The 14,037-nt window shown below is 70.9% G+C and carries 14 protein-coding genes; 11 read left to right on the forward strand and 3 right to left on the reverse strand.

The genetic code is table 11. The features are described 5' to 3' along the window. Positions 1–53 precede the first annotated feature (53 nt). The 3 genes from OHA61_RS29885 to OHA61_RS29895 all read left to right on the forward strand — a co-directional run bounded on the left by OHA61_RS29885 (position 54) and on the right by OHA61_RS29895 (position 2,095). The gene (locus OHA61_RS29885) at positions 54–992 is read left to right on the forward strand and encodes a PAC2 family protein (protein ID WP_406305633.1); all 939 of its coding nucleotides are present in this window, start codon (positions 54–56) and stop codon (positions 990–992) included. A 23-nt stretch (positions 993–1,015) separates the two neighbouring features. Continuing rightward, entirely contained in the window at positions 1,016–1,633 is a 618-nt protein-coding gene (gene coaE / locus OHA61_RS29890; protein ID WP_324979085.1) for a dephospho-CoA kinase, read from the forward strand. A 93-nt stretch (positions 1,634–1,726) separates the two neighbouring features. After that, positions 1,727–2,095 (forward strand): tetratricopeptide repeat protein, encoded by a 369-nt coding sequence (locus OHA61_RS29895; protein WP_361917008.1) that lies wholly within the window; start codon positions 1,727–1,729, stop codon positions 2,093–2,095. Positions 2,096–2,120: 25 nt separating this feature from the next. Here OHA61_RS29895 and OHA61_RS29900 read toward each other — a convergent pair whose 3' ends face one another. Then, positions 2,121–2,405 (reverse strand): DUF6343 family protein, encoded by a 285-nt coding sequence (locus tag OHA61_RS29900; RefSeq protein ID WP_406307524.1) that lies wholly within the window; start codon positions 2,403–2,405, stop codon positions 2,121–2,123. A 95-nt stretch (positions 2,406–2,500) separates the two neighbouring features. Here OHA61_RS29900 and OHA61_RS29905 point away from each other — a divergent pair, with 95 nt between their 5' ends. The 8 genes from OHA61_RS29905 (at position 2,501) to OHA61_RS29940 (ending at position 12,862) form a co-directional block, all read left to right on the forward strand. Further along, entirely contained in the window at positions 2,501–3,418 is a 918-nt protein-coding gene (locus OHA61_RS29905; protein WP_406305634.1) for an acyltransferase domain-containing protein, read from the forward strand. Positions 3,419–3,570: 152 nt separating this feature from the next. Next, complete coding sequence (locus OHA61_RS29910; protein ID WP_406305635.1) at positions 3,571–4,020, forward strand: DoxX family protein; 450 nt, start codon at positions 3,571–3,573, stop codon at positions 4,018–4,020. Between the two features lie 166 nt (positions 4,021–4,186). Further along, positions 4,187–5,197, forward strand: a complete 1,011-nt coding sequence (locus OHA61_RS29915; protein ID WP_406305636.1) for a slipin family protein — start codon at positions 4,187–4,189, stop codon at positions 5,195–5,197. Between the two features lie 121 nt (positions 5,198–5,318). After that, positions 5,319–8,186, forward strand: a complete 2,868-nt coding sequence (locus OHA61_RS29920) for a DEAD/DEAH box helicase (RefSeq protein ID WP_406305637.1) — start codon at positions 5,319–5,321, stop codon at positions 8,184–8,186. Next, a complete protein-coding gene (locus tag OHA61_RS29925; protein ID WP_406305638.1) occupies positions 8,183–9,445 on the forward strand; it encodes an SWIM zinc finger family protein in 1,263 nt (420 codons plus the stop codon). The genes OHA61_RS29920 and OHA61_RS29925 overlap by 4 nt, the downstream gene beginning before the upstream one ends. 280 nt (positions 9,446–9,725) lie before the next feature. Next, positions 9,726–10,100, forward strand: coding sequence for a hypothetical protein (locus OHA61_RS29930; protein ID WP_406305639.1), 375 nt, complete (start codon positions 9,726–9,728; stop codon positions 10,098–10,100). 332 nt (positions 10,101–10,432) lie between these two features. Further along, on the forward strand, positions 10,433–11,851 hold the full coding sequence (locus OHA61_RS29935; protein WP_406305640.1) for a selenium-binding protein SBP56-related protein: 1,419 nt from the start codon (positions 10,433–10,435) through the stop codon (positions 11,849–11,851). 243 nt (positions 11,852–12,094) lie between these two features. After that, positions 12,095–12,862 carry a hypothetical protein gene (locus OHA61_RS29940; protein ID WP_406305641.1) on the forward strand — a complete coding sequence of 256 codons (768 nt, stop codon included), beginning with the start codon at positions 12,095–12,097 and terminating at the stop codon, positions 12,860–12,862. A gap of 105 nt (positions 12,863–12,967) precedes the next feature. On the opposite strand, the gene OHA61_RS29945 is transcribed toward OHA61_RS29940, so the two are convergent. Together OHA61_RS29945 and OHA61_RS29950 are read right to left on the reverse strand one after the other, a co-directional pair. Continuing rightward, positions 12,968–13,174 carry a DUF397 domain-containing protein gene (locus OHA61_RS29945; protein ID WP_406305642.1) on the reverse strand — a complete coding sequence of 69 codons (207 nt, stop codon included), beginning with the start codon at positions 13,172–13,174 and terminating at the stop codon, positions 12,968–12,970. Next, entirely contained in the window at positions 13,171–14,031 is an 861-nt protein-coding gene (locus tag OHA61_RS29950; protein ID WP_406305643.1) for a helix-turn-helix domain-containing protein, read from the reverse strand. The genes OHA61_RS29945 and OHA61_RS29950 overlap by 4 nt, the downstream gene beginning before the upstream one ends. Positions 14,032–14,037: the final 6 nt, after the last annotated feature.

Here is a 14,037-nt window from a genome sequence, read left to right on the forward strand (position 1 = left end):
GCCCGTGCGTCACCGGGCGTTCTTCTCTACGAACACGAGGAGGAGCGGTAATCGTGCTTGATCCGCAGGGTTTGTACGAGTGGGAGCCGAAGGGCCTCGCCGTCGTCGACATGGCGCTGGCGCAGGAGTCCGCGGGGCTGGTCATGCTGTACCACTTCGAGGGATACATCGACGCGGGAGAGACCGGCGAGCAGATCGTCGACAACCTCCTGGACACACTGCCGCACCAGGTGGTGGCCCGCTTCGACCACGACAGGCTGGTGGACTACCGGGCCCGCCGCCCGCTGCTGACGTTCCGGCGGGACCGCTGGAGTGCGTACGAGACCCCGAGCCTGGAGGTCAGGCTCGTCCAGGACGCCACGGGCGCACCGTTCCTGCTGCTGTCCGGCCCCGAGCCGGACATCGAGTGGGAGCGCTTCGCCGCGGCCGTCGGACAGATCGTCGAGCGGCTCGGAGTGCGGCTCGCGGTCAACTTCCACGGCATCCCGATGGGCGTCCCGCACACCCGCCCCGTCGGCCTCACGCCGCACGGCAACCGCACCGACCTCATGCCGGGCCACCGCAGCCCCTTCGACGAGGCCCAGGTGCCGGGCAGCGCGGAGTCGCTCGTCGAGTACCGCCTGATGGAGTCCGGCCACGACGTCCTCGGTGTGGCGGCCCATGTGCCGCACTATGTCGCCCGCTCCTCCTACCCGGACGCCGCCCTGACCGCACTGGAGGCGATCACGGCCGCCACGGGTCTCGTCCTGCCGGGCGTCGCGCATTCGCTGCGTACGGAAGCGCAACGCACCCAGACCGAGATCGAGCGCCAGATCGGTGAGGGCGACGAGGAGCTGGTGGCCCTGGTCCAGGGCCTTGAGCACCAGTACGACGCGATGGCGGGCGGGGAGACCAGGGGCAATCTGGTCGCGGAGCCCGTGGACCTGCCGTCCGCCGACGAGATCGGCCGCGAATTCGAACGCTTCCTCGCCGAGCGGGAGGGCGACGCGTAAACGGCTCGCGTAGGCTGCGGGCCATGCTGAAGGTGGGCCTGACGGGCGGAATCGGTGCCGGCAAGAGCGAAGTCTCACGTCTCCTCGAGTCGTACGGAGCCGTGCTGATCGACGCCGACAAGATCGCTCGCGAGGTGGTGGAGCCCGGGACGCCCGGGCTCGCGGCCGTCGTCGAGGCCTTCGGCCCGGAGATTCTCGACCCCGAGGGCGCGCTGGACCGGCCGAAGCTCGGCTCGATCGTCTTCGCCGACGCCGACCGCCTGGCGACGCTCAACGCGATCGTCCACCCGCTGGTCGGCGCCCGCTCGATGGAGCTGGAGGCGGCGGCCGCGCCGGACGCGGTCGTGATCCACGACGTACCGCTGCTCGCCGAGAACAAGCTGTCGCCGCTCTACGACCTGGTGGTCGTGGTCGATGCCGCCCCCGGGACACAGCTGGACCGGCTGGTGCGGCTGCGGGCAATGGCGGAGTCCGAGGCGCGTGCGCGGATGGCCGCGCAGGCCACGCGCGAGCAGCGCCTGGCAATCGCCGATCTGGTCATCGACAACGACGGGCCGCTGGAGCAGTTGGAACCGCAGGTGCGAAAGGTCTGGGCGGAGCTGACGGAGCGGGCTGCCGCCCCCGGGCGCGACTCCCGCTAGGCGTCCTCCATCAGGGCGCGGGGAAGGCATTTGATCGGAATACCGCTCCCGGAGGCGGTGTTGGAACCGTGCAGTGAGGGGAAGGATGCGACCGTGCCCAAGAGCAATCCGGAGACGCACGTCATCGACTACCGCGCGGCAGAGCAGTTGCTCGCCGCGAGGGATCCGCGCGGCGCCGTGAAGTTGCTGGACTCGGTGATCGCGGCCCACCCCGAGAACACGGCGGCCCGGCTGCTGCGTGCCCGCGCCTTCTTCGCCGCCGCCCAACTGCGTCCGGCCGAGCTTGAGTTCGAGCTGGTCCTGGAGCGCGAGCCGGACAACGCGTTCGCCCACTTCGCCCTGGCCCGCACCTACGAGCGAGCAGGCCGTCCGGAGCAGGCCATGCGCCACTTCCGGCTGGCGGCCGCGCTCGACCCGAAGCCGGAGTATCTGAAGGCGGCACGCTTCGACGGCGAGGCGTGAGACGACAGGGCTCCGAAGGACACCTCTAATGTCCGTGTCGCGGGCGGCGGGGGTTGCCGTGGTCCGGTTCGTAGGGCGGAATGTCGCGGCCCGGCTGCCAGTGCGGGCCCTGGCGGATGTGGTGCAGGACCACGGACAGGTCGACCACGGCGATCAGCAGCACTACGCCGCAGGCCGCCGCCCAGCCCGGGTGGTCCGTGAGGGTGAAGAGCGCGGTGCCCGCCGCGGCCCAGATCAGACCCCATACACTCAGCCCTAGTCGCAGCCGCAGGGGACTGCGCGCAGTCGTCGGTTCACTCCCAGTGCGCATGGCCATCGCATCTCCCACCTCCTAGGATGCACCCGCCCCGGGTCCCGTCCTGGGCGCATTTTCCGCACAGCCGACCCGGAGGGGAGACGGCACAGGTGACAAGCGGACACGTGGGGCTGCCGGAATCGGACGAGCTGGCCGACGTGCTGCTCGATCTTGCGGTGCCGCACGAGGACATCAACGAACTCCTCGCGCTGCGGGGCCGGATGACGACGGACCCCGGGCTGCGCAGACTCCTCGAGACTGGCGTCCACAAGCTGGTCCAGGACATGGGCAGGCCCGGCGGTGGCGGGGGGTCGCCACGGATTCCCGAGGGCTCGGGCGCGCCGGCCCGTTTCTTCCCGGTGTACGTGCTGGTCGCGGCGCTGCCGTACGTACGGGCGTACCACCGCGGGCGCTACGTCCCGGACGACATCTCCCGGCGCACGCTCGCCGATCTCGGCCGGCACATGGCCGTCCACCGCAGACGCCACGGAGTGGGCGGACTGTCGATCCCGGGCTGGCTTGCCCTGCACTTCCGCGGCGAGATCTACCAGTTGGGGCGGCTGCAGTTCCAGCGCTCCCGGCTCGGCAGCCGCACCGGCGAGGCCGTGCGGGCGGCCGGACTGCCGCTCGGGCCCGACGACGTTGCCCTGGATGTGCATGTCCCCGGCTTTCTCGGGCCGATCACCCCCGGGGCCTGCGACCGTTCCCTCGCGCTCGCCAGGGAGTTCTTCGCCCGCCACTTCCCCGAGGAGCCGTACCGCATCGCCATGTGCCACTCCTGGCTGCTCGACCCGCAGCTCGCCGAGTATCTGCCGGAGGACTCCAACATCATCGCCTTCCAGAACCGCTTCCGTACGACGCAGAAGATCAAGGAGGCCGACGACGGCGATCCGGTCGGCTTCGTGTTCGGCGACCCGAAGCTGCCGCTGGACAAGCTGCCGCGCCGCACGACGCTGGAGCGGGCGATCGGCGACCATCTGCGGGCGGGCCGCCACTGGTACCAGGGGCACGGCTGGTTCGAGATCTGAGCCGGGACGCGAGCCGTCCAGGGCCCCAAGGAGGCTGCGGGGACCCGGAGTTGAAGATTTTCACGTTGGGGCCCGGGGGAGCGATGAATCCTGGGGCCCTTCGCCGTCTACCTCTCGAAAGCACCTCGGAACGCTTACCGGAGGAGACCATCATGTCCGTCACAGCCGCCGCCGCCAGCTCGAACACCGCCGCTGCCACCACATCCGGAACCACGCTGAGCCGCCGGTCGCACCTCGCGGTGCGCACGCTGCAGATCGTGCTCGCGCTGTTCATGGCCGTCCCGAGCGCCGCGCCCAAGCTCATCGGCCACTCCTCCGCGGCAGAGTCCTTCGACAAGATCGGTTTCGGCGACTGGTTCATGTATCTGACGGGCGGTCTGGAGCTGGCGGGCGCGATCGCGCTGGTCATCCCGATCCTCTCCGGTCTTTCCGCGCTCGCCTTCATGGGCCTGATGATCGGCGCCTTCATCACCCAGGTGACCGTCTTCGACGGTCAGTACGCGATCACACCCGTCATCCTCTTCGTCATCTTCGGCGGGATCGCCTGGGTGCGCCGCAATCACACGGCGGAGCTCGTCGCCCTCGTCCGCAAGCGCCTCTGAGCCCGATCAGGATCGGGCCCTGCGCAGGAAGGGCCGCACCCCGTCAGGGTGCGGCCCTTCCTGCATTGCCGGGGCACCTGTCTGTCGAGGGCTAGAGCTCGACTCGGGGGGTATACCAGACATACCGTAGTAATAGGACCCGGCTCGGACGCTAGGGGGTGCCCTGATGGTCGAAGAGCTGGTGGTTGCGGGCGTAGCCGTCGCGTCCGGAGCCGCGGTGTACGCGATCGCGGCCGCCAAGGTGATCAAGCAGTACGAACGGGGTGTCGTCCTTCGCCTCGGCCGGCTGCGAAGCCAGGTGCGCGCCCCGGGATTCACCATGATCGTTCCGATCGTGGACCGGCTTCACAAGGTCAATATGCAGATCGTGACGATGCCGGTGCCCGCGCAGGACGGCATCACCAGGGACAACGTGACGGTGCGCGTCGACGCGGTGATCTATTTCAAGGTCGTGGACGCCGCGGACGCGGTGGTCCAGGTGGAGGACTACCGGTTCGCCGTCTCGCAGATGGCGCAGACCTCGCTGCGGTCGATCATCGGCAAGAGCGATCTGGACGATCTGCTGTCGAACCGCGAAAAGCTCAACCAGGGCCTGGAATTGATGATCGACAGCCCCGCCATGGGGTGGGGCGTGCAGATCGACCGGGTCGAGATCAAGGACGTGTCCCTGCCCGAGGCCATGAAGCGCTCGATGGCGCGGCAGGCCGAGGCGGACCGTGAGCGGCGGGCGAGGGTCATCAACGCCGACGCGGAGCTGCAGGCGTCCAAGAAGCTGGCAGAGGCGGCCGGAGTGATGTCCGCGCAGCCGGCAGCGCTCCAACTCCGGCTGCTGCAGACCGTGGTGGCGGTCGCTGCGGAGAAGAACTCCACGCTGGTGCTGCCGTTCCCGGTGGAGCTGCTGCGCTTCCTCGAGCGCGCCCAGCAGCCCGGGCAACAGCAGCCCGGGCAGCAACAGCCTGCGGCCGAGCAGCCCGCCCAGGTCACCAAGGGGGAGCAGGAGGAGCCGCCTGCAGTCGAGGCGGGGCCCGGCGAGCCCTCGTCCGGTGAGATCGAGGCGGGGTCGGCCGAGCCGCCGGCCGTGGAGTCGGGAGCCGAGAGGGTGCCCGAGGCGGAGACGGAGCCCGGAACCGCCGCGGATCCGGGGCCCGTCGAGCTGCCGCTGCCGCCTGCGGCATGACCGGGGCGGGTTCGGGTCAGGAGTCGTCGGAGTCCGTTGTCAGACCCCCGCCGTAAGGTCGTAGATCAGTGCTTCGGTACGTCGCTGCCGTCGCTGACGACCTGCGGGAGGGAGGTGACCCATGACGTCCGGCATGCCGGATCCGCATCCGTATCGCCCGGAGACGCTGCGCACCTGCGCCGTGCTCTTCATCCCTGCGGCCCTGCCGCGCGAGGGCAGGGTCGCCTTCTGGGACCCGGAGAGCGACCGGCTCCAGGATGCGACCGACGAGCTCACCGTCGTACGCCGCGACGGCACGGACATCCGCAGCGCTCCCGTCCCCGCCGTGCTGCTGCCCGTCGCCGAGGCCCTGCCGCTGCTCACCCGCGCCCGCCACGATCCGGCCGCACACCCCGCCGCCGCCTGCTGGGGCGCAGCCGCTCTGCACGCTCTCCATCTGGCGGCGCGCGGCAGGCTGCTGCCCGGGCTGACCGCGACCGATCATGACGCGTGGCGCGCGGGGCCCTTGGACGCGGACGACATCGCCCAGCTGCGGGCGATCGCCGCCGCCATGCCGTACGAAGCGCATGCGGCCCCCGTCGCCGGGCCGACTCCGCCGCGGCTGCACGAGCCCGAAGCGCTGGTGCGGTTCTTCTTCGACGCGGTGGCCGACATCCTGCCGCGTACCCCGGCCGCCGCGTACGCCGCGGGGGCGCCGTTCGCGGCGGCGGCTCCGCAGCATCTGCCCCGGGCGCGGGAGTGGGCCGCGGAAGCCGCCGCGGGCATGGACGCGGGCGTGCGGGTATCGCTTCGCCTCGACCTGTCCGCGTACGACCTCTTCGACACGGCGGACCCGCCGGTCACGACACACGGGTCGGACGACGAATCGGAGGACGCCGCGGCGGAGGACGGCGCCCGGCGCAACGCGGGTGCGGCCCTTGTCCAGGTGCACAGCCTCGCCGACCCGACGCTCGTCATCGACGCGGCCCGGCTGTGGGCGGGCGACGGGGACGAGAACTTCGGGCCGCGCGCCCGGATCGACGCGGTGCTGGCGCTGCGCCGCGCCGCCCGGGTCTGGCCGCCGCTCGCCCGCCTGCTGGAGCGGGCAGTGCCCGACGTGCTGCCGCTGACCGAGGACGAGCTGTACGAACTGCTCGGACCGGGGGCGGCGCGGCTGGCCGCTGCCGGGGTCGCTGTGCACTGGCCCAAGGAGCTGGCGCGTACGCTCTCGGCCGCCGCGGTGGTGCGCCCGGCGCCCGGCTCGGCGACCGACGGCACACCGTTCTTCGACAGCGAGGAACTTCTCAAGTTCAACTGGCAGCTGGCGCTCGACGGCGATCCGCTGACCGAGCGTGAGATGGACGCACTGGCCGAGTCGCACCGCCCGATCGTGCGGCTGCGGGACCAGTGGGTCGTGGTCGACCCCGATCTCGTACGCAAGGCGCGCAAGCGGGAGCTCGGGCTGCTGCAGCCCGTCGACGCGCTGGCCGTGGCACTGACCGGCACCGCCGAAGTGGACGGCGAAACGGTGGAGGCGGTGCCGACGGGGGCGCTGGCGAGCCTGCGCGACCGGCTCGTCGCGGCCTCGACCCCCGTCGCGGCCCCCGCCGGCCTCGCCGCCACCCTGCGCGACTACCAGCTGCGCGGTCTGGCCTGGCTGGACCTGATGACCTCGCTCGGGCTCGGCGGCTGTCTCGCGGACGACATGGGTCTGGGCAAAACGGTCACGCTGATCGCCCTCCACCTTCACCGCGACCGCGAGGCACCCACGCTGGTGGTCTGCCCGGCCTCGCTGCTCGGCAACTGGCAGCGGGAGATCGAGCGCTTCGCCCCCGGTGTGCCGGTGCACCGCTTCCACGGCGCCGACCGCACCCTGCCCGGCCACGACGGCGGCTTCGTCCTCACCACGTACGGCACGATGCGTACGAGCGCGGAGCAACTGGCCGCGCACACCTGGGGGATGGTCGTCGCCGACGAGGCGCAGCACGTCAAGAACCCGTTCTCCGCGACCGCCAAGGCGCTGCGCACGATCCCGGCCCCCGCCAGGGTCGCCCTCACCGGCACGCCCGTGGAGAACAACCTCTCCGAGCTGTGGGCCCTGCTGGACTGGACGACCCCGGGGCTGCTGGGCCCGCTCAAGGCCTTCCGCTCGCGCCACGCACGCCTGGTGGAGAACGGCGAGGACGAGGGCGCGGTCGAGCGGCTGTCCCGGCTGGTCCGCCCCTTCCTCCTGCGCCGCAAGAAATCCGACCCGGGCATCGTGCCCGAACTGCCACCGAAGACCGAGTCGGATCATCCTGTCGCGCTCACCCGCGAGCAGGCTTCCCTGTACGAGGCGGTGGTACGGGAGGCGATGGCGGCGATCGAGGGCGCGGAGGGCATCGCCCGGCGCGGCCTGGTGATGAAGCTGCTCACCGGGCTCAAGCAGATCTGCAACCATCCGGCGCAGTTCCTGAAAGAGGACACGGCGAGGCTGTCGGGCCGCTCCGGCAAGCTGTCCCTCCTCGACGAGCTCGTGGAGACGATCATGTCCGAGGACGGCTCGGTCCTGGTCTTCACCCAGTACGTCTCGATGGCCCGCATCCTGTCGGCGCACCTGACCTCCCGGGCCATCCCGTCCCAACTCCTGCACGGCGGCACGCCGGTAGCCGAGCGTGAGCGCATGGTGGACCGCTTCCAGTCCGGCGAGGTTCCGGTCTTCCTTCTGTCCCTCAAGGCGGCGGGCACCGGACTGAACTTGACCCGGGCGGGCCATGTCATCCACTTCGACCGCTGGTGGAACCCGGCCGTCGAGGAACAGGCGACGGACCGGGCGTACCGCATCGGCCAGACGCAGCCCGTGCAGGTCCACAGGCTGATCGCCGAGGGCACCGTGGAGGACCGCATCGCCGAAATGCTCGCGTCCAAGCGGGCCTTGGCCGACGCGGTCCTGGGCTCCGGGGAGGCGGCGCTGACCGAGCTGACCGACCGTGAGCTGGCCGACCTCGTCTCGCTGCGGAGGCAGTCATGACACCGCGCACGCCGGCCCGGTTCGCCGACTCCCGCCACGAGGACCGCCGGCGGACGTTTCCCGCCCTTCAACCCCTCGAAGGCGAGGATTTCGCGTCCAGTTGGTGGGGCAACGCCTGGGTGGAGGCGCTGGAGGACACGGCCCTGGACCGCGCCCGCCTCACCCGCGGCCGTGCGTATGCGCGCCGTGGCCATGTCGACGCGATCACGGTCACGCCGGGCCGGGTCATGGCGTATGTCCACGGCACCAGACCGCGCCCGTACCGCACGGAGATCCGCCTGCGCACGCTCACCGACGGGGACTGGGACGACTTCCTGGCGACAGCGGCGGCCCGGCCCGACCACATCGCCGCGCTGCTCGACAAGGATGTGCCGCACGCCCTGGCGAGCGTGGCGGACCTGCTGCCCACGCCCGGCGACCTGATTCCCGACTGCTCCTGCCCGGACGACGGTTACCCCTGCAAGCACGCGGCCGCGCTCTGCTACCAGACGGCGAGGCTGCTCGACGAGGACCCGTTCGTGCTCTTCCTGATGCGGGGCCGCGGCGAACGCGAAATCCTCGCCGACCTCTCCCATCGCAACGCCACCCGGTCCGCGGCCGAACGGACCGGAGCCGCCTCCGGCACCCCCGTGCCGACGGTCCCGGCGAGCGAGGCCCTTGCCGCCCGACCGCTCCCGCCCCTGCCGCCGCCGTTCGCCCCGCCGGCCCACCCGGGCCGCCCCCCGGCCTACCCGCAGACACCGGGCGCGCCCGACCCCCTGGCCCTGGACCTCCTCGCCACCGAGGCGGCCGCCCGCGCCCACACCCTCCTCACCACCGGCACCGACCCTCTCGCCCAGCTCACCCAGTGGCAGGACGCGGTCCGCCTGGCTGCCGCCCACCCCGGCTCCGGCCTGACCGCGTCGACCCGCGCCCTCTACCGGGACCTGGCGGTGGCCACCGCCCACACCCCCACCGATCTTGCCCGCGCGGTGGCCGCCTGGCGGCAGGGCGGCCAGGCGGCCCTCGCCGTACTCGAAGAGCCCTGGGACCCACCGGCGGGCCCCTTCGACCGCGCCCGCCCCGCCCTGATCGCGGCGGACTTCCCGCACTTCCGCCCCTGGCGCAACCACCTCTCCACCCGGTCACTCCAGCTCCGCTTCGGCCGCGACGGCCTCTGGTACGGCTACGAGTCCGACCCGGACCGCCAGGACTGGTGGCCGCGCGGCACGCCGGACGCCGACCCGGTGGGAGCGCTCACCGCACTGCTCGGCAGGTGACTCGGCTTCCCGACCGGAACCGCAACCGGCAGAATGGCGCTCCCGCATGCGCCGCACCCTCCAGGCGGACCCCCGAGGCGGCGACCGAATTGCGAGCCCCGCTCGACGGGTTGGCGCCACCGCCCGCGCAGCAACCGGGCCATTCGTAATCCGTTCGACGATGCCGGCTCCTGCCTGACAGGCTTCACGTCATGCGTACCAAGCGACGGGGACGCTTCACGGCGGCCGACTTCTAGATCGGCCACGCCGGAAGTACCGGCGGGCCGGCCGAGGTCTGCCCATGTCCTGCACTGTCCATCACGTCCCCCTCAAACATCGCGCCACGAGCTGGTCCACCCGCCCCGGCCCGTGGACGGCGCACGCCATCACGGAACTCCGCTACTCTCACGCCGAGTTGGACGCGTCCCGCCGCCTCGGCCGCCGCCCCATGCCGCGCCGTGTCGTCCGCGGCTTCGCGTCGTACGAGTACCCGCGCGCCATCGGTGTGCCGGTCTCGGGCCGCGCCTATCCGGAGGCCGCCGCCCGCGCAGCGAAGCGCGATTTCTGTACGTCGGCGGTCAAGCGCCTCCGTGCCGCCAACGATCTGCTCGAAACCGCGGAAGACCTCGACCACCCGCCGACCCGCCATCGCCACGGCTGTATCTGGGACGGCTAATGCCGGCTCCGGCTTGTCACTGCCGGGCCCGCCAGATCCTGTCCGGTCGATCAGGCCGTCAACGAGCGGCGTCTGACACGGTCAACTGGCAAGGCTGTCGGAAGGCCCGGTGTCCGCTCGCCGCCGCCTCTCTCGGGCGTGCCGGAGACGAGCCGCACACTGAGGCGGTCCGCGCCCCCGCGCCCCCGCCTTGGCAAGGCTCCGGGGCTGTGAAACGCTCGTTTTATGGCATATCCGTCCCGCGTCTGCACATCGATCTCGAACGGGTGATCCCGGCTGCCTGCCGGGGGTCCCCCCGGATCCACGCTCCCGTTCGGGAGTAAGGAACAGCCATGAGCACGACCGAGCACGCTCACCACAGTGACCCCACCCTGTACCGCACTCCGGCGGACGCCGTCGCCGCGCCCCCGGAGAAGCTCGCCTATCTCGTCGGTTTCGACCCGAGCGCACAGCGCGCGGACGCGTTGTTCACCGTCGGCACCGACCCCGAATCCCCCGTATACGGCCGCGTGACCTCCCACGCCGAGCTGCCAGGCGTGGGCAACGAACTGCACCACTTCGGCTGGAACGCCTGCTCGAGCGCGCTGGCGCACGCCGGTCATCAGCACGCTGCGCGGCGCTACCTCATCATCCCGGGACTGCGCTCCTCCCGGCTGCACGTCTTCGACACCAGCCCCGATCCCGCCCGCCCGCGACTGGTCAAGGTGGTCGAGCCCGAGGAGTTGGCCGCCAAGGCCGGATATTCGCGTCCGCACACACTCCACTGTGGCCCCGACGGAGTGTTCCTGTCCTGCCTGGGCGGCGCGGGCGGTGCGGACGGGCCTGGCGGCGTCGCGCTGCTGGACCACGAAAGCTTCGAAGTGCTGCGAGCCTGGGAGAGCGACCGCGGACCGCAGTGGTTCGCCTACGACCTCTGGTGGCATCTGGGCCAGAACATCGCCGTGACCAGCGAGTGGGGGACCCCCTCGATGTTCGAGGACGGCCTTGTCCCCGATCTTCTGCTGGGTCGCCAGTACGGCCATTCGCTGCATTTCTGGGAGCTGGACTCCGGTCGGCACCTGCAGCGGGTCGATCTGGGGGATGAGAACCAGATGGTGCTGGAGCTGCGTCCCGCGCACGACCCCGAGGCAACGTGGGGGTTCGCACACGCCGTGGTCAACGTGGAGGACCTGTCGGCGTCGGTGTGGCTGTGGAACCGGGAGGGCGAGGACTTCGTGGTCCACAAGGTGATCACCATCCCTGCCGAGCCCGCGCAAACGGAGGACCTACCTCCGGCGCTCCAGCCGTTCGGCGCCGTGCCCCCATTGATCACCGACATCGACCTGTCGGTGGACGACCAGTGGCTGTACGTATCCGCATGGGGAACCGGCGATCTGCACCAGTACGACGTGAGCGACCCGTTCCACCCGAGGCAGACCGCGTCCGTGCGTCTTGGCGGCATCGTCAGCCGACAGCCGCATCCCGCCGAGCCGGACATTCCGCTGACCGGCGGAGCGCAGATGGTCGAGCTCAGCCGCGACGGGCGGCGCGTGTACCTGACGAACTCCTTGTACGGCACCTGGGACGCGCAGTTCTATCCCGCGGGCATCGAGCCGTGGATGGTCAAACTCGACGCCGACACCTCGCACGGCGGGCTCTCCGTCGACAGCCGCTTCTTCCCGCACGGCCCGGACTTCCTGGGCTTGCGCGTGCACCAGACGCGCCTGCAAGGCGGCGACGCCTCGTCGGATTCGTACTGCTACCGCCGCTGACCGCTTGTGCGCGGCGGTTGCCGCCGCGGTGGCGGGGCCACTGCCAGTCATGTGCCGGCGCCTGGGCGTTCCGGGCGGCGGACGGCATGGCAGGAGCCCTGGATGCCACGCCGGTTTCGACGTCGGCTGGGCAAAGGCCGCGACGGGGCCTCGCCGAAACGGCTCCTCATTCCGTAGTGGAAGTACGGAGCCGGTTCGCCCGGGCACTGCACACGTAAGCCCGCCCTCTCGGAGGGAGGGGACATGCTCTCCGTGCTCTACGCAGCAGGCTCGCACACTGACGACGGGACCGAGTGGCAGCTGCCCTCCACCGAAACGCTGGTGGCCGTGGTCCTGGTGGCTGTGGCCACTGTGGTGGGCGCCTGGCTGGCGCGGCGCGGATCCGGCCGGTCAGCGCTTCTGCTGGCCGCCGCGTCAGGGATTTTGCTGATCATTGCCGTCCTCGATCTTCTGCCCGACGCGTGGGACGAGGCCCATGCGGCTGGCGTGCCGCTGTGGGCGGTGCCGGTCACCGCGCTCGCCTCGTACGGGCTGATGGGCGCCGTGGTCCGTATCGGCTGCCGGAGCGAGCCGGGTGGTGCGGGCGGCATCGGCGCGGCATCAGGGCTCGCTCTGCACCGCTTCCTGGAGGGGGCGACTTTGGCGCTGACCGCCTCGGTCGCCGTGCTGGCGGCGCTCCTCGTGCACGCGGTCGGCGAAGGCCTGGCGCTGGCCGCTCTGCTGGGGGTGCAACCGAGGCGGCGCGTGGCTCCGTGGATCGGGCTGGCCTGCTTGAGCCCGGTCGCGGGAGCCTTCGTGACGAGCGCTTTGCCCATTCCGGACGGCATCATGCCGCTGCTGCTCGCCTTCGTTGGCGGCGTACTCGCGCAGGCGGCGTGGGTGGCGGTCAGACTCGCCCATCAGCAGCGGCCCGCGGACCGGCGAGTCCTCGGGATCCCGGCTGCGACGGCGATGACTCTCGCGGCCGTCCTCACCGCACTCGTCGTCCTTGTCGGGGCAGCCAACCGCTGAACGCGAGCGGTCGCACGCAACCCCCAGCACAGTTCGTAGCGGGCAGGTGCGGAACGCGGAAGGTTCGAGGCAAGCAAATGCCCTAGGACATACGGTAGTTGGGCGCTAGCGGGAGGCCGCGAACGGAACGAACGCTGCCCATGAGCCGTCTGTGAAGGCGAGTTGCGCGCCTGCCTTGTCCTTGGAGTCCCGGACGTGGACGGTGCCGGGGGCGGAGGCGACCTCGACGCACTCGGGGCCGTCGCTGGTGCTGTAGCTGCTCTTGAACCACGCCAGCTCGGCGACACTCTCGACAGAAGGCTTGCTGATCATGCCTCTCCCAGCACTTTCTCGATGAATGCCAGTGACTCCCGTGGCGTGAGAGCCTGCGCTCGGATGATCCCATACCGCGCCTCAAGGACACGGACCTCTTTACGTTCGGCGGTCACGCGGTTGAACAATGCTGCCTCCGAGTGCGCCACTTTGTGGCCGTTCCGGGGGTCCAGTAGGAGGAACGAACCGCCGCCCAGGCCCGCGTGGTCATCACGGTCCGTCGGCATCACTTGGACTTCGACGTTCCGTAACTGCCCCACATGCAACAGTCGTTCGAGCTGCCCGCGCATCACCATCCTGCCACCGACCGGGCGGCGCAGCGTCACCTCTTCCTGGACAAAACTCAAGAACGGCGCGGGCCGCCGCTCGAAGATCTCCTGCCGGGCCATACGCGCGGCCACATTCCGCTCGATGGCGTCCTCGTCCAGCATCGGCCGGTGCATGCGGTACAGCGCCTGAGCGTACTTCTCGGTCTGAAGGAGCCCGTGAACAACGGCGCTCGCATACGCGCCCAACTCGGCCGCGTCCGCTTCCAATCGCGCAAGATCCCGCACCTTCTTCGGGTACCGGGCCTGTGCCACCTCCTCCTTGAACGCCGCCAGGATCCCGCCCGCCCCCAGCGCCTCGTCCGCCCTGTCGAGGAACTCCGGTTTCGCGATGCGGCGTCCGCGCTCGACCGCCGACACCTGGTGCTCCGTGTAACCGATCGCCTTGCCGAGCTCGGCCTGCGTCAGGTGCGCCCGTTCCCGCCACAGCCTGACCTGTTTGCCGACGGTCTTGAGGAGTTCCGCCGTCCCCTCGTCCCAGTCCGGCTGCTCTTCCGCTTCGTCGTTCATCGACCCTGTCGCATCCGCCATGTCGTC

The sequence above is a fragment of the Streptomyces sp. NBC_00885 genome (assembly GCF_045207475.1).
Lineage (GTDB): Bacteria > Actinomycetota > Actinomycetes > Streptomycetales > Streptomycetaceae > Streptomyces.

Excerpts from the sequence above, each read along its gene's own strand:
- coaE (WP_324979085.1), top strand. The coding sequence starts at position 1,016 with ATGCTGAAGGTGGGCCTGACGGGCGGAATCGGTGCCGGCAAGAGCGAA.
- OHA61_RS29940 (WP_406305641.1), top strand. The coding sequence starts at position 12,095 with ATGCTCTCCGTGCTCTACGCAGCAGGCTCGCACACTGACGACGGGACC.
- OHA61_RS29910 (WP_406305635.1), top strand. The coding sequence starts at position 3,571 with ATGTCCGTCACAGCCGCCGCCGCCAGCTCGAACACCGCCGCTGCCACC.
- OHA61_RS29925 (WP_406305638.1), top strand. The coding sequence starts at position 8,183 with ATGACACCGCGCACGCCGGCCCGGTTCGCCGACTCCCGCCACGAGGAC.
- OHA61_RS29945 (WP_406305642.1), bottom strand. The coding sequence starts at position 13,174 with ATGATCAGCAAGCCTTCTGTCGAGAGTGTCGCCGAGCTGGCGTGGTTC.
- OHA61_RS29930 (WP_406305639.1), top strand. The coding sequence starts at position 9,726 with ATGTCCTGCACTGTCCATCACGTCCCCCTCAAACATCGCGCCACGAGC.
- OHA61_RS29935 (WP_406305640.1), top strand. The coding sequence starts at position 10,433 with ATGAGCACGACCGAGCACGCTCACCACAGTGACCCCACCCTGTACCGC.
- OHA61_RS29900 (WP_406307524.1), bottom strand. The coding sequence starts at position 2,405 with ATGCGCACTGGGAGTGAACCGACGACTGCGCGCAGTCCCCTGCGGCTG.
- OHA61_RS29950 (WP_406305643.1), bottom strand. The coding sequence starts at position 14,031 with ATGGCGGATGCGACAGGGTCGATGAACGACGAAGCGGAAGAGCAGCCG.
- OHA61_RS29915 (WP_406305636.1), top strand. The coding sequence starts at position 4,187 with ATGGTCGAAGAGCTGGTGGTTGCGGGCGTAGCCGTCGCGTCCGGAGCC.
- OHA61_RS29920 (WP_406305637.1), top strand. The coding sequence starts at position 5,319 with ATGACGTCCGGCATGCCGGATCCGCATCCGTATCGCCCGGAGACGCTG.